The 23393-nt window shown below is 72.0% G+C and carries 24 protein-coding genes; 14 read left to right on the top strand and 10 right to left on the bottom strand.

The features are described from left to right. Positions 1-240: 240 nt before the first annotated feature. From IG54_RS0128250 to IG54_RS0128270, 5 genes are all read left to right on the top strand, one after another. Positions 241-954 carry a GNAT family N-acetyltransferase gene (locus tag IG54_RS0128250; protein ID WP_030790515.1) on the top strand — a complete coding sequence of 238 codons (714 nt, stop codon included), beginning with the start codon at positions 241-243 and terminating at the stop codon, positions 952-954. Between the two features lie 54 nt (positions 955-1008). Further along, on the top strand, positions 1009-1410 hold the full coding sequence (locus tag IG54_RS42610) for a hypothetical protein (RefSeq protein WP_063756273.1): 402 nt from the start codon (positions 1009-1011) through the stop codon (positions 1408-1410). A gap of 343 nt (positions 1411-1753) precedes the next feature. Further along, the gene (locus IG54_RS0128260; protein ID WP_199809603.1) at positions 1754-2611 is read left to right on the top strand and encodes a hypothetical protein; all 858 of its coding nucleotides are present in this window, start codon (positions 1754-1756) and stop codon (positions 2609-2611) included. A 56-nt stretch (positions 2612-2667) separates the two neighbouring features. Next, positions 2668-3297 (top strand): HAD family hydrolase, encoded by a 630-nt coding sequence (locus tag IG54_RS0128265; RefSeq protein WP_030790524.1) that lies wholly within the window; start codon positions 2668-2670, stop codon positions 3295-3297. Positions 3298-3460: 163 nt separating this feature from the next. Further along, a complete protein-coding gene (locus IG54_RS0128270) occupies positions 3461-4441 on the top strand; it encodes a sigma-70 family RNA polymerase sigma factor (RefSeq protein WP_030790527.1) in 981 nt (326 codons plus the stop codon). A gap of 46 nt (positions 4442-4487) precedes the next feature. On the opposite strand, the gene IG54_RS0128275 is transcribed toward IG54_RS0128270, so the two are convergent. Further along, a complete protein-coding gene (locus IG54_RS0128275) occupies positions 4488-6560 on the bottom strand; it encodes an elongation factor G (protein ID WP_037897888.1) in 2073 nt (690 codons plus the stop codon). 224 nt (positions 6561-6784) lie between these two features. Further along, positions 6785-7816, bottom strand: a complete 1032-nt coding sequence (locus IG54_RS0128280; protein WP_078594603.1) for a CPBP family intramembrane glutamic endopeptidase — start codon at positions 7814-7816, stop codon at positions 6785-6787. A gap of 153 nt (positions 7817-7969) precedes the next feature. Here IG54_RS0128280 and IG54_RS38335 point away from each other — a divergent pair, with 153 nt between their 5' ends. Together IG54_RS38335 and IG54_RS0128290 are read left to right on the top strand one after the other, a co-directional pair. Further along, positions 7970-10129, top strand: coding sequence for a histidine kinase (locus IG54_RS38335; protein WP_051820081.1), 2160 nt, complete (start codon positions 7970-7972; stop codon positions 10127-10129). Continuing rightward, a complete protein-coding gene (locus IG54_RS0128290; RefSeq protein ID WP_030790539.1) occupies positions 10129-10779 on the top strand; it encodes a response regulator in 651 nt (216 codons plus the stop codon). Before IG54_RS38335 ends, IG54_RS0128290 begins: the two co-directional genes overlap by 1 nt. A gap of 90 nt (positions 10780-10869) precedes the next feature. Here IG54_RS0128290 and sodN read toward each other — a convergent pair whose 3' ends face one another. Beyond that, a complete protein-coding gene (gene sodN / locus IG54_RS0128295; RefSeq protein ID WP_030790542.1) occupies positions 10870-11265 on the bottom strand; it encodes a superoxide dismutase, Ni in 396 nt (131 codons plus the stop codon). Between the two features lie 145 nt (positions 11266-11410). Here sodN and sodX point away from each other — a divergent pair, with 145 nt between their 5' ends. Next, entirely contained in the window at positions 11411-11845 is a 435-nt protein-coding gene (gene sodX / locus IG54_RS40625) for a nickel-type superoxide dismutase maturation protease (protein WP_030790547.1), read from the top strand. Here the strand turns inward: sodX and IG54_RS0128305 are convergent. Beyond that, a complete protein-coding gene (locus IG54_RS0128305; protein ID WP_030790550.1) occupies positions 11728-12378 on the bottom strand; it encodes a CGNR zinc finger domain-containing protein in 651 nt (216 codons plus the stop codon). The two genes, sodX and IG54_RS0128305, sit on opposite strands and share 118 nt — an antisense overlap. A gap of 91 nt (positions 12379-12469) precedes the next feature. On the opposite strand from IG54_RS0128305, the gene IG54_RS0128310 reads away from it, so the two are divergent. Then, positions 12470-13255 (top strand): class I SAM-dependent methyltransferase, encoded by a 786-nt coding sequence (locus tag IG54_RS0128310; protein WP_030790553.1) that lies wholly within the window; start codon positions 12470-12472, stop codon positions 13253-13255. 120 nt (positions 13256-13375) lie between these two features. On the opposite strand, the gene IG54_RS0128315 is transcribed toward IG54_RS0128310, so the two are convergent. Genes IG54_RS0128315 through IG54_RS0128325 form a run of 3 tightly spaced genes read right to left on the bottom strand, consistent with a single transcriptional unit; the run spans position 13376 to position 16070 of the window. Further along, a complete protein-coding gene (locus IG54_RS0128315; protein ID WP_030790556.1) occupies positions 13376-14137 on the bottom strand; it encodes an amino acid ABC transporter ATP-binding protein in 762 nt (253 codons plus the stop codon). After that, entirely contained in the window at positions 14134-15075 is a 942-nt protein-coding gene (locus tag IG54_RS0128320; RefSeq protein WP_030790559.1) for an amino acid ABC transporter permease, read from the bottom strand. Before IG54_RS0128320 ends, IG54_RS0128315 begins: the two co-directional genes overlap by 4 nt. A 38-nt stretch (positions 15076-15113) precedes the next feature. Then, the gene (locus IG54_RS0128325; protein WP_030790562.1) at positions 15114-16070 is read right to left on the bottom strand and encodes an ABC transporter substrate-binding protein; all 957 of its coding nucleotides are present in this window, start codon (positions 16068-16070) and stop codon (positions 15114-15116) included. A gap of 484 nt (positions 16071-16554) precedes the next feature. Between IG54_RS0128325 and IG54_RS0128330 the strand changes: the two genes are divergently transcribed. From IG54_RS0128330 to IG54_RS0128345, 4 genes are all read left to right on the top strand, one after another. Further along, complete coding sequence (locus tag IG54_RS0128330) at positions 16555-17778, top strand: NAD(P)-dependent malic enzyme (RefSeq protein ID WP_030790567.1); 1224 nt, start codon at positions 16555-16557, stop codon at positions 17776-17778. Between the two features lie 218 nt (positions 17779-17996). Next, entirely contained in the window at positions 17997-18959 is a 963-nt protein-coding gene (locus IG54_RS0128335) for a zinc-binding dehydrogenase (protein WP_030790570.1), read from the top strand. Between the two features lie 58 nt (positions 18960-19017). Next, complete coding sequence (locus IG54_RS0128340; protein ID WP_030790573.1) at positions 19018-19227, top strand: helix-turn-helix domain-containing protein; 210 nt, start codon at positions 19018-19020, stop codon at positions 19225-19227. Continuing rightward, positions 19227-19805 (top strand): Clp protease N-terminal domain-containing protein, encoded by a 579-nt coding sequence (locus IG54_RS0128345; RefSeq protein ID WP_030790576.1) that lies wholly within the window; start codon positions 19227-19229, stop codon positions 19803-19805. The genes IG54_RS0128340 and IG54_RS0128345 overlap by 1 nt, the downstream gene beginning before the upstream one ends. 292 nt (positions 19806-20097) lie before the next feature. Here IG54_RS0128345 and IG54_RS0128350 read toward each other — a convergent pair whose 3' ends face one another. Beyond that, positions 20098-21147 (bottom strand): PadR family transcriptional regulator, encoded by a 1050-nt coding sequence (locus tag IG54_RS0128350; RefSeq protein WP_030790579.1) that lies wholly within the window; start codon positions 21145-21147, stop codon positions 20098-20100. A gap of 1 nt (position 21148) precedes the next feature. Continuing rightward, a complete protein-coding gene (locus tag IG54_RS0128355; protein WP_030790583.1) occupies positions 21149-22093 on the bottom strand; it encodes a DUF4097 family beta strand repeat-containing protein in 945 nt (314 codons plus the stop codon). Positions 22094-22244: 151 nt separating this feature from the next. Here IG54_RS0128355 and IG54_RS0128360 point away from each other — a divergent pair, with 151 nt between their 5' ends. Beyond that, positions 22245-23084 (top strand): hypothetical protein, encoded by an 840-nt coding sequence (locus tag IG54_RS0128360; RefSeq protein ID WP_037897889.1) that lies wholly within the window; start codon positions 22245-22247, stop codon positions 23082-23084. Positions 23085-23162: 78 nt separating this feature from the next. Here the strand turns inward: IG54_RS0128360 and IG54_RS0128365 are convergent, their stop codons facing one another. Then, positions 23163-23345, bottom strand: a complete 183-nt coding sequence (locus IG54_RS0128365) for a DUF6104 family protein (protein ID WP_030790590.1) — start codon at positions 23343-23345, stop codon at positions 23163-23165. Positions 23346-23393: the final 48 nt, after the last annotated feature.

Here is a 23393-nt window from a genome sequence, read left to right on the forward strand (position 1 = left end):
GGCTTGAGGGGGCCCGGGGTGAGAGAAGGGGCGGGCGAGGCTGATGTGAGGGAAGGGGTGTGACACGAGGGTAAGGCCCCGCGGTCCCCGGGTTCCGGGTGTGCTGCGGGGGCCTTCCGCGTGCCCCGACGTGATCACTTAGGCTGCAACAGGCGCGCGTTCACGTGGAGTTGGGCGTGCGAGGAGCCGTGCCGTCGTGGGCGGGGCAGTGGTGGCGAGTGGTGAGGGGCGGGGCGGGCTGTGGGTGTGGCGATCCGTAGGGCCGGGGAGGGGGACCGGGACGTCGTGGTCCGGTTGCTCGACGAGGCGTTCATGTGGGACCCGGTGAGCAGTTGGGTCTTTCCGGGTGAGGAGCACCGTCGGCGCAGGCACGGCGCGTTGATGGGTGCCTTCTTCGACCTCGCGCTCGACGAGGGGTACGTCGACATCACCGAGGACGGCGCGGCCGCGGCCCTGTGGTGGTCCGTGCCCGCGGCGGTGCCCTCCGTGGCGCCCGGGAGCGGGGAGGGCGTGAATGCCGGGGAGCAGGGGAGTGCTGGGGCGGACGGGAGTGCTGAGGTGCCCGGGAGTGCCGGGGCGCCCGGGAGTGCTGGGGAGGACGGCCCCGCTCTGTTGCGTGAGGCGGTCGATCCGGAGAACGAGCGGGTCGAGCTGATGGGGCGGCTGGCGGACGAGGCCCATCCGACCGACCGGGCGCACCAGTATCTGCACATGATCGCCGTGCGGCCGGACCGGCAGGGGGAGGGGCTCGGGACGGCGCTGGTCACCGCCGTCCTCGACCGGTGTGACCGGGAGGGCCTGCACGCCTACCTGGAGGCGAGCAACGCGCGGAGCCGTGCGTTGTACGAGCGACTCGGGTTCGCCTTTACGGGGACGCCGCTCGATCTGCCGGACGGCCCCCGTATGTGGCCGATGTGGCGGGAGCCGCGGGTGGCCGTACCGCCCTCCGAGTAGGGCGGCGGATCCCTGGGGCTGCCCAACCATGCCGGGCGGGAATAAACTCTAGATATGGGCAGCGAAGGGCCCCGGTCCGGGGCCGGCCCGCGGGAAGAGCCCGTCTGCGGCGCCTGCGGAGAGCCGGTCGGCACGGTCATCCGGCGGCGCAAGGTGCTCGGGGTGTTCGTCCCCGTCTGGCGCCCCGGGCCATGTCGTAACGCGCGGTGCGAGGTCTGCGTGGACGCCGAGGCCGAGGAAGCGTGGTCCGCCGACCGCGTAGGCGGCAGGCATTTCAGGTCGCGGCACCGCCGAAGGTCGTCGGCGGCGTTACCGGACCCCGCGGGCCGGGACGCCTTCCAAGCGGACGCGGCGGACGCGGCGGACGCGGCGGACCCGGTGGGCCCGGCAGACCCGGTGGACCCGGCCGATCTGGCAGACCCGGCAGGCACCGTGGACCCGGTGGACCCGCGGTAGGGCCCGGCGGACGACGACGCCGGATGAGACCGGCATGACACCTCACCCACCCCGTCATGCCGGGGCCTGGACCGAGGGGCCGAGGGGCCGAGGAGCCGACGCGTCGCAAGGGGGCAGGTGTGGCGGTAAGGTCCCCCGGTCGGCGGCTCGCCCGGGGAGGGGTGCGATGAAGGCGCGATGGGGTGGACTCGCCCTGGTGGGGCTGGGGTTGGGGCTGGTGGGGTGCGGCGCCGGGCTCGGTTCCTTGTCGGACGACTCTCCGCCCGGGTATGCGCGGGAGCCCGGCGTACCCAGGGTGAGGAGCGAGGCCGACTTTCCCGAACTGCCTCTGGACCGTTATGAGGTGAGCGCCCGCGACAGCGAGCGCATGCAGCGGGCCCAGGCGTATCTCGTACGGCGGTGCATGCGGTCCTTCGGGTTCGCCGACTTCCCTCTCGCCCCCAGGCCCCGCGGCCAGCTGAGCGAGTCGTTCAACAGCACCATGACCCTGGTGGAGGTTTCCCCGTACGGGATGCTCGATCTCGGCCAGGCGCGGCACTGGGGCTACGGCTTCGACCCCGACCGGGTGGAGGAGGGGGTGGCGGGGGGCCTGCCGAAGGGGCGGCCGCCTACGCAGCGGGAGTTCGAGGTGCTGCACGGCTCCACAACGGATGACGGCGGCGACATGGTGGTGCGCGGCCGCGAGGTCCCCGAGGGAGGTTGCTCGGCGGAGGGCTCGCGGCGGCTGATGGCGCGGGTGGCGGACGAGGAGCGCATGTGGGGGTACGTCTCCGGGCGCGTCCGGAGGATCGACAAGGCCGTCGCCAAGGACCCCCGGGTACTCAGGGCCTTCCGGGACTGGTCACGCTGCGTCCAGGGCAAGGGCTTCAAGGAGTACGAGAATCCGGCCGACGCCTTCCGGGACGAGGCGTGGCGCGCTGGGCGCGGGGACGGCAACACGGCGCGTACGAAAAGGGAGTTGGGGACGGCCGTCGCCGATGTCACCTGCAACCGGCAGCTGAACACCGCCGGGGTCTGGTGGGCCGTGAGCAACGAGCGGCAGCGCGCCGAACTGCGCCGCAACAAGTCCCGGTACACGGCCGTGCGCGCGGACCTGGACCGGCTGCGGGCCGCTGTCGGTAAGGCCCTCGGCGAATCTGCCGGCAAGGCCGCCGGGAAGGCTCTCGGCGAGCCTGCCGGCACGGCTCTCGGCGAGCGGTGACAGAGAGGCAGGCGGCCGTACGTGGGGCGGGTCGCACCCCGTGATAGACACATGCGATGACGATCTCCGGCCGGGCGTTCGACGCCGTACTGAGTGACCTCGACGGCGTGATCCGCTTCTACGACATGGCGGAGCTGGAACAGCTGGAGGTCTCCGCCGGGCTGCCGCGGGGCAGCACCGCCGAGATCGCCTTCGCGCCCGAGACCGATCTGCCGCTGATGCGCGGCGAGATCACCAAGGAGCAGTGGATCGACTCGATCGCCCACGGCCTCGCCGACCGGGTGTCGTGGGAGCGCGGACGCGAGCTGGGGACCACCCTGGCGGAGACCAAGTTCCGGGCCGACGACGCGGTGGTCGGGTTGCTCCGGCAGGTCCGCGCGGCCGGGCTGCCGGTCCTGCTGGTGACGAACGCGACGCCGTGGCTGGCCGACGACCTGGCACTGCTCGGCCTCACCGGGCCCGGCGGGCTCTTCGACGACGTGATCAGCAGCGCGGACCTCGGCATCACCAAGCCGGACCGCCGCATCTACGAGACGGCGGCCGAGCGGGCCGGGACCGCCCCCGGTCGCTGCCTCTTCGTCGACGACCGTCAGGAGAACGTGGACGCGGCCGAGGCGCTCGGGATGACGGGCCTGCTGTACCGCGAACCGGCCGACCTGCGTGAGGCGTTGACCCCGCTCCTCTGACTCCGCCCCTCTGACCCGGGCCCCGCGTTCAGCGTCCCGCGCGCTCGTGCTCGCACCCGCGCCCGCGACCCCTGTGAAGATCACGATTACTGTTCTCCGCAGGTGTCATGCGGGTGGGGAAGCTCCGTCACAGCCATGGCGGATCGCGACGGGAGAATGACAGATGGACGACGACAACGCATCGGCGCAGGCCGGCCTGGCGGCCCGGTTCGAGGAGCACAGGCCCCGTCTGAACGCGGTCGCCTACCGCATGCTCGGCTCGGTCGGCGAGTCCGAGGACGCCGTGCAGGAGGCATGGTTCCGGCTCAGCCGCACCGAGGCCGCCGGTAAGCCGGGATCAAGCGCGGGCGGCGCGGACGGGGTGGACGGCGCGGGAGAGGCCGGCGAGGCGGGTGAGGTGCGCAACCTCGGCGGCTGGCTCACGACAGTCGTCGGCCGGATCTGCCTGGACATGCTGCGCTCGCGGCAGTCCCGGCGCGAGGACTCCCTCGACGTCTCCCTGGAGACGCACGTGCCGGACCCGATCGTGAGCCGCGTGGACGTGGTCGACCCCGAGCAGGAGATGCTGCTCGCCGACTCGGTGGGCCTCGCCCTGCTCGTCGTACTCGAAACCCTCGCGCCCGCCGAGCGCCTGGCGTTCGTGCTGCACGACATGTTCGCCGTGCCCTTCGAGGAGATCGCGCCCATCGTGGAGCGCTCGGCCGCCGCGACCCGGCAGCTGGCCAGCCGGGCCCGGCGCCGCGTGCGGGGCTCGGCCCCGGTCCAGGAGACGGATGTCGCCAAGCAGCGGGAGGTCGTCGAGGCCTGGATGGCCGCCACGAGGGCCGGTGACTTCGACGCTTTGCTCGAACTCCTCGACCCGGACGTCGTGTTGCGCGCGGATACGGGCGAGCTGTCGTCGGGCCTGTCGAAGCTGGTGCGGGGCGCGGCGGCGGTGGCCGGGCAGGCGACGATGTTCGCGCGGCTCGCCGCCGAACAGCACCTCGTGCTTGTCAACGGCCTGCCGGGGCTGGTCGCGACGCCGGGCGGCAAGGTGTTCTCGCTCGGCTCCTTCACCGTCGTGGACGGCAGGATCGTGGAGATCAACATCATCGCGGACCCCGAGAGGCTGCGGAATCTGCCAATTCCGGAGGTTGGCGCCTAAGACGCGGGGCCCGCCCAAGGGCACGGCCCCGCCCCCGGGCGGGGTCTCACGCGCTCGTCCTGCGCACCACCCGCAGCAGATAGTCCTTGCGGTTGAGCGGATCGTGGTCCGTCCGCGCACGCTTCGGAGGAGCGCCGCGCACCGGCTCGTAGTGGTCGAAAGCGGACTCCAACTCGCCCTCGCCGCGCGTGAGTCCGGGAAGCAGCTTTTCCAGCGCGTGCACCCGCTGTGCGGGGATGTCCCCTTCCAGGCGGTAGGAGGTTCCGCTCGTCGTCGGTGTGTGCGGCACGGCCCGCAGCCGCGCGAGGGCGGGCAGCACCGCCCCGAGCGTGTCGGCGGGCACGTCGAGCCGGAAGCGGTGCATCGGCTCGTACACCGCCGTGCCCGCCTCGCGCAGCGCGTCCATCAGGACCAGCGGCGTCAGGTGCCGGAAGTCACCGGCGGTGCTCGACATGCTCTTGTCGAACGTGCCGTGCGCGTGGCTCTGCCGGGGCCAGTAGCCGGCGTGCGTCATCGTGACCGCGCAGTCCGGGACGCGCCAGCCGTACAGCCCCTGTTGGAGGGTCTCCCTGACCGTCTCCTCGACGGCCCGGAAGAACGCGTACGGCATCGAGCCCAGTTCGACCCCCAGCCGGAACTCCACCCCGGCGCCGACCGGCGCGGGCTCGACCCGCAGCCCGACCGTGGCGAGGAACGGGTTGGGTTCCTTCTCGCCGATCTCGAACGCCTGACCCGTGCCGACGACCCGCTCCACGCAGATCGTCGTGGTCTCGCGGAAGGTGACGTCGAGCCCGAAGTCCTCGGCGAGCGTCGCCTGGATGACCTCCTTCTGGACCTCGCCGTAGAGCGAGACCGAGACCTCGCGGCGGGCGGCGTCCTGCCGCAGGGCGATCAGCGGGTCCTGCTCGGCGAGTTGGGTGAGCGCGGTGTGCAGGGCGCCCCGGTCGGCGGGGCGCACCGGCGAGACGACCGTCTCCAGGGTGGGCGGCGCGAAGAAGCGCGCGCCCGGGCCGGCCCCCTTCGGCGGTACGCCGATCACGTCGCCGATCCTGACGTCGCCGAGCCCCCAGAGCCTGCCGATCCGCCCCGCCCGGACCTCCGGGCGGCGCACGTCCGTGCCCTGGTCGAAGACGGTGACGGCGGTGACCTTGCCCTCCCGGCGCGCCTCGGCCGCCGGGTCCGCGCCGTCGAGGATGTCGAGGCGGTCACGCGTGCGGATCGTGCCCGAGAACAGACGTACGTACGCGATCTTCTCCCCGGCGGGGCCGCGCTCGACCTTGAACACGCTCCCGGAGACCGGGCCTTCGGCGTCCCCGGCCGAGGCAGGCAGCAACGCGCGGATGCCGTCGGTGAGTTCGGGAATGCCGGCGCCCGTGACGGCCGAGCCGAAGTAGACGGGGTGCACCAGGGCGCGGCCCGTCTGATGGGCCAGCTCACGGCGCAGACGGTCGTACGAGAGGGGTGCGCCGCCCTCGGCGTACGCGGACAGCAGCGCGTCGTCGTGCCCGGCGAGCAGCTCGGTCAGACGGGCGGTGAAGCCGCTTTCCTCGGCGTTCTCGGCCGTGAACGGCGTGCAGCGGGCCGCGCGTGTGCCGAGGCCGGGGACCGAGCCCATCGGGACGATGTCCGGGGTGAGGCGTTCCGCGATCTGCGTCAGGACGCTCTCGTAGCGGGCGCCGGCGCGGTCCGCCTTGTTCACGAAGATCAGCGTGGGGATGCGCAGTCTGCGCAGGGTGCGCAGCAGGACGCGGGTCTGCGCCTGTACGCCCTCCACGGCGGAGATCACGAGCACGGCGCCGTCGAGCACGCTCAGGACCCGCTCCACCTCGGCGATGAAGTCCGGGTGGCCGGGGGTGTCGATGAGGTTGACCGTGACGCCGTCGCCCGTGCCGGCGCCCTTGGGGGCGTCGATGACGAAGGAGACGACCGCGGACTTGATCGTGATGCCGCGCTGCCGTTCCAGCGCGAGCGAGTCGGTCAGGGTGTTTCCGTCATCGACGCGGCCGACCTCGTCGATGACGCCGGCGGCGTGCAGCAGCCGCTCGGTCAGGCTCGTCTTACCGGCGTCGATGTGGGCCAGGATGCCCAGGTTCAGCGTGTGCGGAGGGGGTGAGTGCACGTACCGTCATGTCCTTTGAGGAGAGGTGACTTCCTTCGGGGCGGGACATGGACGAACGCCGCATTTCCTTCTCCTTCGTGGACTCCGCCGGGCTCTCGCCGGCTCCCGCCAGTGCAGCAGGGGGCCGGTGGACGCGGCAACCGATTAAGTGGCGGGGCAAGCGGTAGAGCGAGGTGGTAATTGGTTGAGTGACGTGGCCACTGGTTGCGTGACGTGGCCACTGGTCATGTACGGATGCGCGGCGCCCCGACGCCCGCCGCCCCCACGCCCACCGCCTCGATCCCCCGGCGGCCCGCCACCCGCAGGATCAGAACCGTGTACCCGCAGAGCATCACGAGGTCGACGCCGACCGACGTCCAGGGCATGTCGGCGGCCGTCTCATCGGAGGCGAGAGCACCCGCGATCGCGGCGGAAACGCCCATGGACAGCAGGTTGTTGAGCACGTGCAGGCCGATGGCGGCCTCTAGGCCTCCCGTACGTACGGTCAGCACGCCCGCGACCACGCCGAACACCACCAGGTCCGCGAAGCCCCAGGGAGTTCCCCACCCGTGCGCCGCGGCGAACAGCAGTGCCTGCGGCGCGATCGCCACCCACGGCGAGCGGAACCAGGCACCGACCGCCTGGGTGAGCCAGCCCCGGAAGGCGTACTCCTCGGCCGCCGCCTGGAACGGCACGAGCACGCACACCATCGCGAGGCCCAGCAGGAACTCCTGGAGCCCGGCCCACGCCACCTCGTCCGTGCCGCCGGGATCCGGCAGCAGCGTCATGATTCCGAACGACCCCGCGACCAGGGGCAGCCCCATCGCCAGGCACCGCCCGAGCCAGCGCCAGCGCAGGCGCCCGGCGACCGAGGACAGCGTCCCGGGTGGGCGCCGCTGGGTCCAGCGGGCGGCGAGGAAGACCACGGGTGTCAGCACGGCGAGTGAGAGCAGTGCCAGGCCCGTCTCCGCGACACCGCCCCACACCCGGAACCCGTCGGCGTCGACCGGCCGGTCCAGCAGCGCGCCCGCTATCTCCGCGCCGAGCATCACCAGCAGTACGGCGGCCATGGCACCGGCCAGCACCAGCGAGGTCCCCGCCAGTGGCCGCCACCAGCGGTGATGTCCGGTGATCCGGGCGAGACGGTGGTAGGGGAGGGGCAGCGGAGGCGGGGGCTCCGGGGCGTGCTGGGGGTACGCCCCGTACGCCCCCCACTCCCCGTACGGGGACGGGGAGCGGGTGGCGCAGGCGTACGGCGGGGAGGGCTTCGGCGTCATGTGCATCAGCATCGCGGCCGCGGCGGGCCGTGGCGTCGGCCGTCCGTACGATCGTGCTCTCCAACCTGGGATAGAGCCGGGCGCCCTGGTTCGACGGTGCCTTGGCCATCGGCGCCTCGGCCGACGATGCCCCCTCCGTATCATCGGGCCTCTATGGAGGGGATACGCAACTGGCTGCTGCCTGTACTGCTGGCGGTCCAGCAGCTGGCCTACTGGCCCGGCCGCGCGCTGCTGGACGGTGATCCGGTCGGCGCCGCCCAGCTGGGGGCAGCACTGATCACCGCGGTCGTGATCACCGCGGCGCTCGGCCTGCGCCGCCACCGGCCGGCCGCGGCGGCGCTCACCGTGGAGGCCGCCCTGGTCTGCGGGCTGCTCCTCCCCGGGGACGCGACGCTGCTGCACGGGCTGAGCGTGCTGGTGGCCCTGTACTCGGTCGTGGTGCGCTCCCCGGTGCGGACAGCCACCCTGGTGGGGGTCGCGCTGACCGTCTCGTCGGCGGTTCGCGCGGTGGTGCAGTTGGACTCCGTGACCGAGATCGGCGCTGAGATCCTGGTGAACTGCGCGCTCTACCTGTCCGTCGCGGGCCTCGGCCGGGGCCGCCGTCGCTGGCTCGCCGGACGCCGGGCCGCCGCGCGGGACCTGGCGCGTGCGGAGGCCGAGCGGGGCCGCGCCGCGACCACCGAGCGCCAACGCCTCGCCCGCGAACTCCACGACGTCAGCGCCCACCACCTCACCTCCGTCGTCGTCACCGCGGACACCGCGCTGCGGCTCGGCGACCGCAAGCCGGAACTGACACCGCAGGCACTTGAGTTCGCGGCGCACAGCGGCCGCGAGACCCTGGCGGCGCTGCATCGTCTGGTCGTGATGATGCGGACCTCGGAGGCGGACGAGGAGAGCGGCATCGAGGAGCGGGTGGGCGAACTGGCCGCCGGTTTCGCGCGCCTCGGCCTGCGCCCGGCCGTGGCCGTGACGCCGGACCTCACGGCCTTGACGGGCCCGGCCGCCGACGCGGCGTTCGGCATCGTCCGCGAAGCCCTCACCAACGCGCTGCGCTACGCCCCCGGGGCGACCGTACGCGTACGGATCCGCGCCTGCGAACGCGACGGCGCGGTGGAACTGGTGGTCGAGGACGACGGTGCGGCGGAGGCGCCGCTCGACGCGGACACCTCCGGGGCCCGGCAGCGGCTCGGTTCGGGGCGGGGCACCGCGGGCATGCGGGAGCGCGCCGCCGCGCTCGACGGCACCCTGGCGGCGGGGCCGCGCAAGGACGGCCCCGGCTGGGCGGTACGGGCGCGGCTGCCGCGCACCACGGCCACGCTGCGCCACCGCGCCGCACGCCACCGGACCCTGCGCGGCCTGGACCCCGCCGACGGGGCGACCGTGCTCTCGGTGGCCGCGCTCCCGCTCTTCGCGGTCCTCGCGGACAGCCCCGGCGAGACCGCCCTGGCCTGCGGGCCCGCCCTCGCGCACGCGCTGCCGCTGCTGTGGCGGCGCCGGGCGCCGTGGGCGGTCCTGGCGGCGGTGCTCGCCACGGCCTGGCTGGTGCCGCTCGGGCTCGCCTTCGGGGTGCTCTCGTCCGCGGCGGCGGTGTGTCTGGCGGTGGCCGGGGTCGGCGCGGAGTGCGTGGCCGTGTACGCGGTGGGCGCGTACGCGGGCCGGGCGGGCGTCACCTGGCCCGCCCCGGTGGCGGCGGCGGCCGGACTCTCCCTGTCCTCGATCGCGCTGGCGGCGGTCAACGGCATCGCGGACGTCGAGAAGGACGGCGGCGTCGCCCTCATCGCCTTCTTGGCCTGCGTGTTCGGAGCGGTGCTCCTGGTCCCCTTGGCGGTGCCCTGGGGGGCAGGCGCACGGCACGAACGGATCAGGGCCCGCGAGGACCACACCCTCGCGGAGACGGTCCGCGCGGCGGTCACCGAGGCGTACGAGGAGCGCCGCCGCATCGCCGAGGAACTGCGCGGCGAGGTCCTGCGGCACGCGGGCGAGGTGGTCGCCAGGGCCGAGGCGGGCGACCTCGGGGGCGTGGCGGAACAGGCGCGGGCGGGCCTGTCGTCCATGCGGGACCTGCTGGCGGCGCTGCGGGAGGTGACGGACCCGGGGCCGGGTAACGTACGCGAGCCACGACCGAAGCGCTCGCGGCCCCACACCCCCGCCACGCCCGAGGCCCCCGCCACGCCCCGGAGTCCGACGTCAGAGAGCCCGAAGGAGGGATCCGTATCAGCACCGACAACGCTCGGAGCACCGCCGCCGCGCACGGGGAGACCGGCACCGGCACCGGCACCGACGCGGCACCCGGCGCTGGAACCGTCCGAGTGATGGTCGTCGACGACCAGGCCGTGGTCCGCGCCGGATTCGCGGCGATCGTCGACGCGGAGCCCGACCTCCATGTGGTCGCGGAGGCGGGGGACGGCGCGCGGGCCGTCCAGCTGGCCCGCGAACTCTCCCCGGACGTCGTCCTGATGGACATCCGGATGCCGGGCATGGACGGCCTCACCGCGACCCGCCTGCTCACCGCCGGCCCCCAGGCGCAGGCGCCGCGCGTCCTGGTCCTGACCACCTTCGACCAGGACGCGTACGTCCATGACGCCCTGCGCGCCGGGGCCTCCGGGTTCCTGCTCAAGGACGCGACGCCCGAGGAACTCCTCGCCGGCATCCGCGTGGTGGCCTCGGGCGAGGCCATGCTCGCCCCCACCGTCACCCGCCGCCTGATCGACGCCTTCGCCGACACGGCCCCCGCCCCGGACCCCGCGCTCCTGGACCCCCTGACGCCCCGCGAGCGCGAGGTCCTGACCCTGGTGGCGGCGGGCCACACGAACGCGGAGATCGCCGACACCCTGGGCGTGACGACCGGCACGGTGAAGTCCCACGTCAACGCGGTGCTCGGCAAACTGGGCCTGCGCGACCGCGTCCAGGCCACGATCCTCGCGTACGACCTGGGCCTGGCCCGACCCCGCGGGACGCGCTAGCCGGGCGGGACGCGCTAGCCGGGTGGGCGGGAAAACGCCGAAGGGGCCCGCCCAAGTGCTGGACGGGCCCCGACGGGATGCCTGCGCGGGTCAGGCCTTCTTGGTCTCCCAGAAGATCTTGTCGATCTGGGCGATGTAGTCCAGCGCCTTCTGGCCCGTGGCCGGGTCCGTCGAGGCCTTGGCGGCCGAGAGGGCCTTGAGGGCGTCGTTGACCAACTGGTGCAGCTCCGGGTACTTCTCGAAGTGCGGGGGCTTGAAGTAGTCGCTCCAGAGCACCGACACGTGGTGCTTGGCGAGCTCGGCGCGCTGCTCCTTGATGACCGTGGCGCGCGCCTGGAAGTGCGCGTCGTCGTTGGCGGCCATCTTCTCCTGCACGGCCTTGACGGACTCCGCCTCGATGCGGGCCTGGGCCGGGTCGTACACGCCGCAGGGGAGGTCGCAGTGGGCGCTGACCTTCACCTTGGGGGCGAACAGGCGGGAAAGCATGTAGCTGTCCTTCCTCGTGATCGTCTTCTCAGGTGGGACATTACTCCGTGAGAGACCGGTTTTCGCGAGTGCCCCCATGGGCTTAGGACAAAAGTCCAGGGTCAGACTGGGACCGGTGGAGGATAGGACCGGGGAGGTGCCGGGGATGCCGGAGCTGTCGCAGGAGAGCGAGCGGGGAAGGGCCGCCCTGCCGTGGGGCGCGGCCGAGGTGACGGGTCCTTCGATGGTGCCCACGCTGTACCACGGGGACCGGCTGCTCGTGCGCTGGGGCGCGCGCGTCCGCCCGGGTGACGTGGTGGTCCTGCGCCATCCGTTCCAGCAGGACCTGCTGGTCGTCAAGCGCGCCAAGGAGCGCCGCGCGGGCGGCTGGTGGGTGCTGGGCGACAACGCGTTCGCGGGCGGGGACAGCACGGACTACGGGGTCGTCCCCGAGGACCTCGTCCTCGGGAGGGTGCGGTTGCGTTACCGGCCGCCCGCGTCCGGGCGTCGCTCGCCGCTCGCCGTGCTGCGCTGGGCGGTGTCCGCCGTGCGGCCGGTGCTCGCGGAGCGCTCGGTCTCCAGGCGCTTGCGGGCGCGGTAGGCGGCCACGTTGGCGCGGGTCGCGCAGCGGTCCGAGCAGTAGCGCCGGGAGCGGTTGGTCGACGTATCGAGGTAGGCGTTGCGGCACGGCGCCGCCTCGCACAGGCCGAGGCGGTCCACGCCGTGCTCGGTGAGGTGGAAGGCGAGGCCCATCGCGGCGATCGCCGCGTACCCGGCGGTGGCGTTCGAGGGGTGGTCCGCCAGGTGCATGTGCCACAGCGGGCGGCCGTCGTCGTCCCGGTGGTCGTGGCCCGAGATCTGCGGGCTCACGGGGAACTCCAGGAGCAGGGAGTTCAGCAGGTCGACCGCGAGCGTCTCGTCGCCGCCGTCCGCCGCCTCGAAGACCGCGCGGAGCCTGCCGCGTACGGACCGGAAGCGCGTGACGTCGGAGTCCGTCGCGCGGCGGGCCATCTGCGTGCTCGTCCCGAACAGCTCGCGGATCGCCTCGACCGAGGTCAGCGCGTCCTTGTTGCGGCCCGGCTCCTCGCTGTTGACCAGACGTACGGCGTAGTCCGAGTAATAGGCCAGTTCCACTTGTAGTCCTTACGGGGGCGGGCTATGGTCGGCACGTCGGCAAGTAATAGCCGATTGCGGTACCAGGGTATTACGGACTGGAGGGGTTCTGATGACGGAAACGGGGACCGGTGCCGAGACCGGGTCCGGGCTCGGCACCGACTGGCGTGCCTGGCAGGACAGTTGGGACCGGCAGCAGCAGTGGTACCTGCCGGACCGCGAGGAGCGGTTCCGGATCATGCTCGACATGGTCGAGGCCGTGGTCGGCCCCGCGCCGCGCGTGCTCGATCTGGCCTGCGGTACGGGAAGTATTACGGACCGGCTGCTCAAGAGGTTCCCGGAGGCCACCAGTGTCGGCGTCGATCTCGACCCCGCGCTGCTCACCATCGCCGAGGGCACCTTCGCCGGGGACGACCGCGTCACCTTCGTCACCGCCGACCTGACGGACCCCGGCTGGGCCGCCGCGCTGCCGCACGACTCGTACGACGCCGTGCTCACCGCGACGGCGTTGCACTGGCTCTACAGCGAGCCGCTCGCTGTCCTTTACGGCCAGGTCGCCGGGCTCGTGCGCGACGGTGGCGTCTTCATGAACGCCGACCACATGCCCGACCCGGCGACCCCGCGGCTCAACGCCGCCGAGAGTGCCTTCCGCCATCGGCAGATGGACCGCGCCAAGGCCGAGGGCGTGCTGGACTGGAAGGAGTGGTGGCAGCTGGCCGCGCAGGACCCGGTCCTCGCCGCCCCCACCGCCAAGCGGTTCGAGATCTACGGCGATCATGCGGACGGTGACATGCCTTCGGCCGAGTGGCACGCGCGGACGCTGCGGGAGGCCGGCTTCGCCGAGGCGCGGGCCGTGTGGGCCTCGCCGTCCGACTCGGTCGTCGTGGGTCTGAAGTAGGCCCCCATTAAACGAGGGGCGGTACGGATCACTGATCCGTACCGCCCCTCCCGTGCGTTCTCAGGTGCGGGTCCGTCGTGGTTGCTCGCGCAGTTCCCCGCGCCCCTTACGGGGCTCTGGTCAGAGCACCTTCGACAGGAACGACTGTGTGCGTTCCTGTCGGGGGTTGGTCAGGACGTCTCGGGGGTGGCCCGATTCGACCACCACTCCGCCGTCCATGAAGACGAGGTTGTCGCCGACCTCCCGTGCGAAGCCCATCTCGTGCGTGACGACGATCATCGTCATGCCGGACTCCGCGAGGTCGCGCATCACGTCGAGGACGTCGCCGACCAGCTCGGGGTCGAGCGCCGACGTCGGCTCGTCGAACAGCATCAGCTTCGGGTCCATCGCCAGCGCCCGGGCGATCGCCACCCGCTGCTGCTGGCCGCCGGAGAGCTGCGAGGGGTAGTTGCCCGCCTTGTCGGCGAGGCCCACCCGTTCGAGCAGCTGGCCGGCCCGCTCCCGTGCCTGGCTCTTGGCGACGCCCTTGACCTGGACCGGCGCCTCCATGATGTTCTCCAGCGCCGTCATGTGCGGGAAGAGGTTGAAGCGCTGGAAGACCATGCCGATGTCCCGGCGCTTCAGGGCGACCTCGCTGTCCTTCAGCTCGTACAGCTTGTCCCCCTTCTGCCGGTAGCCGACCAGCTCACCGTCGACGTACAGCCGACCGGCGTTGATCTTCTCCAGGTGGTTGATGCAGCGCAGGAACGTCGACTTGCCGGAACCGGACGGGCCGATCAGGCAGAAGACCTCACCCGACTTGACCTCCAGGTCGATGCCCTTGAGGACCTCGACGTTGCCGAAGGACTTGTGGACGCCTTCGGACTTCACCATGGCGGTCATGCGGTGCCTCCCCGCGGGCTGTTGAGGGACAGCATGTTGGCCTTGATCTTCTGCCACGGCGTGGCGGGCAGCGAGCGCGACGAACCGCGCGCGTAGTAACGCTCCAGGTAGAACTGTCCGACGCTGAGGATCGACGTCATGATCAGGTACCAGCAGGCGGCGAGCAGCAGCGTCTCCACCGTGGCGCCGGACGAGGTGCCGATGTCCTGGGCGTACTTGAGGAGTTCGTAGTACTGGACGGCGGCGACCAGCGACGTCGTCTTCAGCATGTTGATGAACTCGTTGCCCGTCGGCGGCACGACCACGCGCATCGCCTGCGGCAGCACCACGCGGCGCAGCGTCTTGTTGTGGCTCATGCCGAGCGCGTGCGAGGCCTCGGTCTGGCCCTCGTCGACCGAGAGCAGACCGGCGCGGCAGATCTCCGCCATGTACGCGGCTTCGTTGAGGCCGAGGCCGAGCAGCGCCGTCAGGAACGGCGTCATGAAGTCCGACCACTCGTCCTTGTAGACCGGACCGAGGTTGATGTAGTCGAAGACGAAGCCGAGGTTGAACCAGACGAAGAGCTGGACCAGGACCGGCGTACCGCGGAAGAACCAGATGTAGAACCAGGCGATCGATGAGGTCACCGGGTTCTTCGACAGGCGCATCACGGAGAGGATCACACCGCCGACGACGCCGATGAGCATCGAGAGGAAGGTGAGGATCAGCGTCTCGCGGACACCCTTGAGGATGCGCTCGTCGAAGAAGTTGTCGGGGATCGCGCCCCAGTTGATGTCACCCTGCGAGAAGGCGTAGACGATCGCGGCGAGGACGCCGATCGCCAGGACCGCCGCGACGTACCGGCCGAAGTGCCGCACGGGGATGGCCTTGATGGCCTCCGCCTGCCGCGCCTTCGGGACGTCGTCCTCGGGGCCCTTCTTGGAGATGTCGGTGGTCACGTGCGTGGCCTTTCAGCGACTCGGGGAGAGGGACGCGGTCACTTGCCGCCGTTGATCTTGGCTTCCTTGACCGCGCCGTCCTCGACGCCCCACTTCTTGATGATCTTTTCGTAGTCGCCGTTGGCGATGATCGCGTCGAGCGCGGCCTTGATCGCGTCGCGCAGCTCGGGGTTCTTCTTGGAGACGGCGATGCCGTACGGCGCCGCCTCGACCTGCTCGCCGACCAGCTGGAAGTCCTTGCCGCCGCCCGACGTCTTCACCGCGTACGCGGCCACGGGGAAGTCGGACGAACCCGCGTCGGCGCCGCCGGAGCGCAGTCGGGTCTGGGCCTGCTGGTCGTTGTCGAACTGCTCGATCGCGATCTTCTTGCCGCCCTTGCACTTCTTGGACTCGGCCTTGGCCAGGTCGTGCGAGACGGTGCCGCGCTGGACGACGATCTTCTTGCCGCAGAGGTCCGACCAGGTCTTGATGCCCTGGTCGTCGCCCTTCTTGGTGTAGATGGAGACACCCGCCGTGAAGTAGTCGACGAAGTCGACGCCGTCGCCGACCTTCTTGCCGGTCTCCTCGTCGATGCCCTCCTGGCGGTTCTTGGTGTCGGTCATGGCCGACATCGCGATCTGGTAGCGCTTGGAGCGCAGACCGCCGAGGAGGGTGTCGAAGGTGCCGTTCTCGAACTCGAACCGCACGCCGAGCTGCTTGCCCATGGCCTCGCCCAGGTCCGGGTCGATACCCACGGTGTTGCCGGACTTGTCCTTGAACTCCACCGGCGGGTAGGCGATGTCCGAACCGACCTTGATGACGCCCTTGGCGCGGATGTCCTTGGGCAGCTTGTCGGCGAGCGGCGCGTCGACGACCGCGTTGCTCTCCTTGTCGTTGGTCTGGTCGCCACAGCCGGACAGCAGCAGCGCACCGGCGACCGCGACCGCGCCGACCGCGGCAATCCGGGACTTCGCGGACTTGGCTGCGGTCGTACGGCAAAGGGGGCGTGCGGTCATGGTGGGTCCTCCGGCGGATGAGGGAGTTGCCGATGGGTCGGGCACACACCTTCGGGTGTCGCGACCTCGTGTGATGACGGCATCTTGCCATTCGGACCGTCCGATTCTGGGTGCTGGAGATGTCAAAATCGGATAACGGGCGATCTGGGAATGCCTACGGCCCGGTAGGGCCCGGACGCGGCCCGGATGCATGGGTCCGGGAGCAAACCGCCGTTAACCATCCGATATACCGCGAATCTCGCTATGTGGACTCCCGGGGGCGGTCCAGGTGTGCGCTGCAACCAATGTCACTCGCCCGGCCCCCTCCCTGTCGGGTACAAAGGTTGGCTACACCCCTCATCCGGGGCTCAGGGCGCGTGTGCGGCGCGCCCGCGTGTCCGTACCTCCCTCCGTCGACAGACGGGGAACGGACGCGGTGCCCGCCCACTTCTCAACCGGGAGTGGACACCCTCAACGAATGATTAAGACTTAAGGGGTCAGACAAGTGGCAGCGGAGATCGTCAATCCTCGCAGCGACAGCAGTACGGATCACGAGGGCCCTGCGGGTGCAGCCGAGCCCTTCGATCCGGCCTTCGCGCTGCACCGTGGCGGCAAGATGGCCGTGCAGGCCACCGTGCCGATCCGCGACAAGGACGACCTGTCCCTCGCATACACGCCCGGCGTCGCGAAAGTGTGCAGCGCGATCGCCGAGCGTCCGGAACTCGTCCATGACTACACGTGGAAGTCGAACGTCGTCGCCGTCGTGACCGACGGCACCGCCGTGCTCGGTCTCGGAGACATCGGCGCCGAGGCCTCGCTCCCCGTCATGGAGGGCAAGGCCATTCTCTTCAAGCAGTTCGGCGGCGTGGACGCGGTGCCGATCGCGCTCGCGACGACCGATGCCGACGAGATCGTCGAGACCGTGGTGCGGCTCGCCCCGTCCTTCGGCGGCGTCAACCTGGAGGACATCTCGGCGCCCCGGTGCTTCGAGATCGAGCGCAAGCTCCAGGAGCGGCTCGACATTCCGGTCTTCCACGACGACCAGCACGGCACGGCCGTCGTGACGCTGGCGGCGCTGCGGAACGCGGCGAAGCTGACCGGGCGCACCCTCGGTGAGCTGCGTGCCGTCATCTCCGGTGCCGGTGCCGCCGGTGTCGCCATCGCCAAATTCCTGCTGGAGGCGGGGCTCGGGGACGTGGCGGTCGCGGACCGCAAGGGCGTCGTGAGCCGGGACCGGGACGACCTGACGCCGGTCAAGCGGGAGCTGGCCGAACTCACCAACAAGGCGGGGCTGAGCGGGTCCCTGGAGTCCGCGCTCGCCGGTGCCGACGTCTTCATCGGCGTCTCGGGCGGGACCGTGCCGGAGCCGGCCGTCGCCTCCATGGCGCCCAACTCCTTCGTGTTCGCCATGGCCAACCCGAACCCGGAGGTCCACCCGGACGTCGCGCACAAGTACGCGGCCGTGGTGGCGACCGGGCGTTCGGACTACCCGAACCAGATCAACAACGTGCTGGCCTTCCCCGGCATCTTCGCGGGAGCGCTTCAGGTGCGGGCCTCGCGGATCACCGAGGGCATGAAGATCGCCGCCGCCGACGCCCTCGCGGACGTCGTCGGGGACGAGCTGTCCGCCGATTACGTGATCCCCTCGCCGTTCGACGAGCGCGTCGCCCCGGCCGTGACCGCCGCGGTCGCCGCCGCCGCGCGGGCGGAGGGCGTCGCCCGCGGCTGACGCCGTGGCCCCGCGGCTGATGTCGTGGCCCCGCCCGTCGCGGCGGGGCCTTGCCTCGATCGCCCATCTGTCTCCGTTCGGATGTCTCCGTTCGGACGGCAGGTGGGCGTTTGTCATGGAGTGCCGCCGGCCGGGCGGCTCGCCGACGGCGGCCGCGGGACGCGTGTCACAGTCGTACGTGGTTCCGTCGGCCGCTCCGCCTGCCTATCGTCGGCGTCATGTTCGCTGCTTACGCCGCTCGTATCGACCGTGACCAGCCGCTCAGCGGCCTTGAGTTGGGGGAGCGCCCGGCCCCCGAGGCGCGCCCCGGCTGGTCGACCGTGAATGTCAAGGCCGCTTCCCTGAACCATCACGACCTGTGGTCGCTGCGCGGGGTCGGTCTGGCCGAGGACAAGCTGCCGATGATCCTCGGCTGTGACGCCGCCGGGACCGACGAGGACGGGAACGAGGTCGTACTCCACTCCGTCATCGGACAGTCGGGGCACGGCGTCGGGCCCCGCGAGGGCCGCTCCATCCTCACCGAGAAGTATCAGGGCGCCTTCGCCGAGCAGGTCGCCGTCCCCACCTGGAACGTGCTGCCCAAGCCGAAGGAGCTGTCCTTCGCCGAGGCGGCCTGTCTGCCGACCGCGTGGCTGACCGCGTACCGCATGCTCTTCACCAACGCCGGTGTGCGGCCCGGGGATTCCGTCCTCGTGCAGGGCGCCGGCGGCGGCGTCGCCACGGCCGCGATCATGCTCGGCAAGGCGGCGGGCCTGCGGGTCTTCGCCACCAGCCGGGACGAGGCCAAGCGCAAGCGGGCGCTGGAGCTGGGGGCGGTGGAGGCGGTCGAGTCGGGCGCGCGGCTGCCGCAGCGGGTCGACGCCGTCATCGAGACGGTGGGTGCGGCGACCTGGTCGCACTCGGTGAAGTCGCTGAAGCCGGGTGGCACGTTGGTCATCTCCGGGGCGACCAGTGGCGATCGCCCCGCGCACGCCGAACTCACCCGGATCTTCTTCCTGGAGCTGAAGGTCGTCGGCTCGACCATGGGCACCAAGGACGAGCTGGAGGACCTGCTCTCCTTCTGCGCCGCCACGGGCGTGCGCCCCGTCATCGACGAGGTACTGCCGCTCGACCGGGCGCGGGAGGGCTTCGAACGGCTGGAGTCCGGGGAGCAGTTCGGCAAGATCGTGCTGGAGGTCTGAGCCGCGCATCTGTCAACTGTGGTTGACGGCTGCCTCTTGTCAACGTAGGTTGACGTGTATGACCGAAGCTACGGATCTCGCCGAGCGGGCGGGTGATCAGGATCCCCGGGTCGGGCTGCGTGCCGTCGCCGCGCTGCGGAAGCTGGTGGAGCGGCTCGAGGCCGTGCAGGTGCGCAGCGCGCGCCGGCAGGGCTGGTCGTGGCAGGAGATCGCCGCGGAACTCGGAGTGAGCAGGCAGGCCGTGCACAAGAAGTACGGGAGGCAGTGATGTTCGAGCGGTTCACCAAGGATGCCCGGGCCGTGGTGCTCGGCGCGGTCGAGCACGCGGAGCGAGGGGGCGCGGACTCGGTCGACGACGGGCACCTGTTGCTCGCGCTGCTCGACCGGGAGGCGAGCCGGGGGTCGTTCGCTCTCGCGGCGCTCGGGGTCGCGGGCCGCCGTGCCGCGATCGAGGAGGCGCTGAGCGGGGCGCGACGGCGCGGCGGCCTCTCGCAGGCCGACACGGACGCGCTGGCCGGGCTCGGCATCGACGTCGCCGCGATCGTCTCCCGGGTCGAGGAGGCCCATGGCGAGGGCGCGTTGGCGGACGGCGGGAAGCCGGGGGCCGGCAAGGCGGGGCGGGGCCGGCTCGGCCGGGTGCCCTTCTCCCGCGAGGGCAAGGACGTCCTGGTGAAGTCCCTGCGCGTCGCCACCGCCCGCCGCGACCGCCGCATCGGCGACGAGCACATCCTGCTCGCCCTGACGGTCCGCCCCGGCTTCGTCGCCGAGGTCCTCGCGGATCACGGGGTGACGCACACGTCGGTGGACCGAGCCCTCGGCGCGGGCTCGGCGGCGGCCGCGGGCTGAGGCCGAGGCCGACGCCGCGGGCGGGGTCGGCTGGTCCTCGGCTTGGGGGTGCGGTGCTGAGGCGCCCCCGCGCTTGTCGTTAGTCGGCCTCGGGCGGGTGTGGGGGGCGTCCCGGTGTGGGGCGCGCTGACGGGCACGTGGGCGCGGGGTCGGCTGGCCCTCGGCTCGGGGCGCTGGTGGTCAGTCATCCACGGTCGGGCGTAGGGGGCGTCCCGGTGCAGGGTGCCCTGACGGCAAGCGGGCGCGGGCCTGGCCGAGCCCCCGGCTTGGGGGTGCGGCGCTGAGACCCCCGTCAGGGCTTCCTCGGGTGCAGGGTCGCCCCGATGCGGGCCGCCGCTGTTGACAAGTGGCTTCGGGCCTCGCGGAGTTGCGTTTCCGTTACGCCGTGGTCGCGGGCCGCGTCGCGGATGTCGTCCCTGAAGCGGTCGAGCAGGCGGTCCAGGTCGCGGGCCGGATCGCCGCTCGGCTCCTCGTGGGCCCACTCGGGGACGTACTTCACGTTCAGGTCATCGGGGGCAGGGGTCGGCTCCGGTCCGCCGGTCGGCGCGGGGTCCTTCTGAGGTGCGTCGGTGAAGTGCTTGCCGAAGTCCATGCCGTACGCGCCCAACCCCTTGGCCAGCTCCGTCAGGCTTTCCCGGACGCCCGCCGGCCAGTCGCCCTGCGTGAAGTGGTCCTGGACCTGTTCCCGGAGGAGCCGGGCGATGCGCTGGGCCTCTTCGTGGGTCTGGATCCGCGCCTTCTCCTGGGCGTCCTTGGCCTGGCGGCGCGCCCGCTGGGCCTCCTCGCGGGCCCGGCGGCTCTCGTCCTTCGCGCGGCGCGCCTGCTCCTTCCACTCCTGCTTGGCGCGGTTGAACTCCTCCTTCGCCTTGCGCCAGCCGTCCTTGTCGCCCCACGCGCCCTCGAAGGCGTCGGACGGGTCGGCGGAGGTCCTGCCGGTGTCCGCGCCTCCCGAGGCGCGCGCCTCATCGGCGGCCGCCCTCATCTCGCGGCGCAGGTCGCCCGCCGCTCCCTGGACGCCGTCGCGGATCTCGGCCGCCAGCTCGGCGACGGACTCGCGGATCTCCAGCTCCAGGTCGGCCAGCTCACCGCCGCGCCCGGCCAGCTCGGCGCGGCCCGCCTCCGTGATGGCGTAGACCTTCCGGCCGCCCTCGGTGGTGTGCGTGACCAGGCCCTCGGCCTCCAGCTTGGCGAGGCGGGGATAGACCGTGCCCGCCGAGGGCGCGTACAGGCCCTGGAAGCGCTCTTCGAGGAGGCGGATCACCTCATAGCCGTGGCGCGGGGCCTCGTCCAGCAGCTTGAGCAGGTACAGGCGCAGACGGCCGTGGGCGAACACGGGGGGCATTTCAGAGCACCTTCTTGTCGGTCGGGCCGTCGTCGGTCGGGCCGTTGGGTGTGGTGTCGGTTCGGTCGTCGGCGCTCGGCGCGGTGGCGTCCGCCTGGGCGACGTCCAGGGGGACATCGTCGTACGGATCCTCCTCCGCCGGTGGCCTGCGCAGCAGCGCGATCGATCCGGAGACCGTCGTCGCCCTGAGCCTTCCCGCGCCCGAGCCGAGTCGGCCCGTGAGCCGCTTGGCGCCCCACTGGCCGCTGACCCTGAGGTCCTCGAAGGCGTTCGACACGGATCCGCTCGTGGTGTCCACCTCGACCTCCGCGTCCGCCGGATGCGGAAGCCGTATCGCGATCTCGCCCGAGACGCTCGTCAGGGCGATGTCCGTCGGGCCGCCCGCCGGGTCGAGATCCACGATCATCGAGCCGCTCACCGAATCCGCCCGGACGGCGGAGCCCGCGGCCTCGACCACGGTCAGGTCGCCTGCCGCGGAGCTGAACCCCAGGTCGCCGGTGACACCCTGGGCCTCCACGCTCCCGGAGACCGTGTCGGCGCGGACCGGGCCCGACAGGCCGACCAGGGTGGTGTCGCCGGTGACGCCCTTCACCTCCACGGGCCCCTCGATCCCGGAGATCATGGCGGCCGCGCCGACCACGCCGACTTCCACGCGTGTGCCCGCCGGTACGGCCAGCGAGACGACCGCGCTGCGGTGCCAGTGCCCGGGGTCGAACCACGTGAGGAAGTTCTTCCAGGACAGGTCGGCGTAGGCGACGGACAGGACGCCGTCCTCGTGGGTGACGGTCAGGGGAGGGCCTTCGATCTCGGTGACCTCCAGGCGGGCGGCGGAGCCTTCTTCCGTGCCCACCACGTTCACCGTTCCGTTGGTTACGCGGACCCGGAGGGTCGCCACCGGGGCGTCGAACGCGAGCTTCCGGGGCTCGGCGACGGACCACTCTGACATGGACGACCTCCTTGGTGGACCTCGGCGCACACCCCGGACCTGGACCGGCCCAATATGACGCGCCATATCGCGTCTCCATCAATCACGATATATCGCGGATTCCGAAAGTCAAGACTGCGCCGACAACCACGATCTGTCCTAGCGTGGGGCCATGTCGTCAGAAGCTTCCGCGCGCGCCCTGGGCGTCGGCGCACTGCTGCTCTGCCGGGCCGACCCCGAGGCCACGGAGCCCGTCGCCCACCTGCTCCGCGAGCGGATGCTCCTGGTACCGGCCGGCGGCGGCTGGAGCGTACTGGTGCCCGAGGGCAAGCCCTGGCTGCACGGCGAGGAACCGGTCGACCGGGTGCTCACCGGGTGGGCCACCGCCCTCGCCGTGGGCTCCGGCAGGCCCGTACTGGCCCTGTGGTGGGACACCGACCGCTGCGGCTACACCCTCGCCGCCGGGTTCCGGCGCACCGTCGGCTACGAGTGGCTGGCGAACGGCATGCCGGTCGGGGAGGACGAGGCCATGCGGACGTTCGCCGCCCGGCTGGGCCTCGATCCCGTCCTGGACATGCAGTCCCTGGAGGCGCTGACCCGGCCCGACACGGAGGCCGACGCGCGCGCCAGGATGCTCGGCCTCCTCGCCGTCCTCACCCGCACGGGCCTCGCCCTCCCGGCCGGCCTCGGCCCCGGCGAACCGGCCGACCGGCTGCGCGAGGCGGCGCGGGTCCAGCGGGATCTGCGCAAGGTCGAGTGGGCGGGGTGGCGTGACGCGGTGCGGGCGGAGTTCGACGTGGTCGAGAGCGGGCCGCTCGGCCCCTGGGTGCGCGGCCCCAAGGCGCGGGCCCTGGCCGCGGCCCAGGTGGCGGCCGGGCTGCCGCTCGCGGCATGGGCGGTACGGCGGCGCAGCGGCGGCTGGGCCGTGGCGGCCGCGGTGCTGATGGCGCAGGGGGCGCTCGGACTCACGTACGACCGGATGCGGGCGCGGGACTTCGCGGGCACGCCCTGAGATTGCTTCGCGGGCACGCCCTGAGCCGCTGACACGCCCTGAGCGAACGCGAGGCCGCTACTAGCGACCGCGAGGCCGCTACTCCTCGTCGTCCTCGTCGTCCAGCCTGGCCAGCCACGTCGCCAGGCGCTCGACCGGCACCTCGAAGTCGGGGTTGAGGTCCACGAAGGCGCGGAGCTGCTCGGCGAGCCACTCGAAGGTGACCTCCTCCTCGCCGCGCCGCTTCTCCAGCTCCTCGATGCCACGGTCGGTGAAGTACAACTCAAGCTCCTGATGCGTACGGTCTCTTCCGCCTCATGGTAGGCGGCT

The organism is Streptomyces sp. NRRL S-920 (assembly GCF_000717945.1).
In the GTDB taxonomy this organism is placed as follows: domain Bacteria; phylum Actinomycetota; class Actinomycetes; order Streptomycetales; family Streptomycetaceae; genus Streptomyces; species Streptomyces alboniger.

Coding starts and splice junctions, on each gene's coding strand:
- IG54_RS42610 (WP_063756273.1), top strand. CDS start 1,009: ATGGGCAGCGAAGGGCCCCGGTCCGGGGCCGGCCCGCGGGAAGAGCCC.
- IG54_RS0128265 (WP_030790524.1), top strand. CDS start 2,668: ATGACGATCTCCGGCCGGGCGTTCGACGCCGTACTGAGTGACCTCGAC.
- IG54_RS0128270 (WP_030790527.1), top strand. CDS start 3,461: ATGGACGACGACAACGCATCGGCGCAGGCCGGCCTGGCGGCCCGGTTC.
- IG54_RS0128280 (WP_078594603.1), bottom strand. CDS start 7,816: ATGACGCCGAAGCCCTCCCCGCCGTACGCCTGCGCCACCCGCTCCCCG.
- IG54_RS38335 (WP_051820081.1), top strand. CDS start 7,970: ATGGAGGGGATACGCAACTGGCTGCTGCCTGTACTGCTGGCGGTCCAG.
- IG54_RS0128290 (WP_030790539.1), top strand. CDS start 10,129: ATGGTCGTCGACGACCAGGCCGTGGTCCGCGCCGGATTCGCGGCGATC.
- sodN (WP_030790542.1), bottom strand. CDS start 11,265: ATGCTTTCCCGCCTGTTCGCCCCCAAGGTGAAGGTCAGCGCCCACTGC.
- sodX (WP_030790547.1), top strand. CDS start 11,411: ATGCCGGAGCTGTCGCAGGAGAGCGAGCGGGGAAGGGCCGCCCTGCCG.
- IG54_RS0128310 (WP_030790553.1), top strand. CDS start 12,470: ATGACGGAAACGGGGACCGGTGCCGAGACCGGGTCCGGGCTCGGCACC.
- IG54_RS0128315 (WP_030790556.1), bottom strand. CDS start 14,137: ATGACCGCCATGGTGAAGTCCGAAGGCGTCCACAAGTCCTTCGGCAAC.
- IG54_RS0128325 (WP_030790562.1), bottom strand. CDS start 16,070: ATGACCGCACGCCCCCTTTGCCGTACGACCGCAGCCAAGTCCGCGAAG.
- IG54_RS0128335 (WP_030790570.1), top strand. CDS start 17,997: ATGTTCGCTGCTTACGCCGCTCGTATCGACCGTGACCAGCCGCTCAGC.
- IG54_RS0128340 (WP_030790573.1), top strand. CDS start 19,018: ATGACCGAAGCTACGGATCTCGCCGAGCGGGCGGGTGATCAGGATCCC.
- IG54_RS0128345 (WP_030790576.1), top strand. CDS start 19,227: ATGTTCGAGCGGTTCACCAAGGATGCCCGGGCCGTGGTGCTCGGCGCG.
- IG54_RS0128350 (WP_030790579.1), bottom strand. CDS start 21,147: ATGCCCCCCGTGTTCGCCCACGGCCGTCTGCGCCTGTACCTGCTCAAG.
- IG54_RS0128355 (WP_030790583.1), bottom strand. CDS start 22,093: ATGTCAGAGTGGTCCGTCGCCGAGCCCCGGAAGCTCGCGTTCGACGCC.
- IG54_RS0128360 (WP_037897889.1), top strand. CDS start 22,245: ATGTCGTCAGAAGCTTCCGCGCGCGCCCTGGGCGTCGGCGCACTGCTG.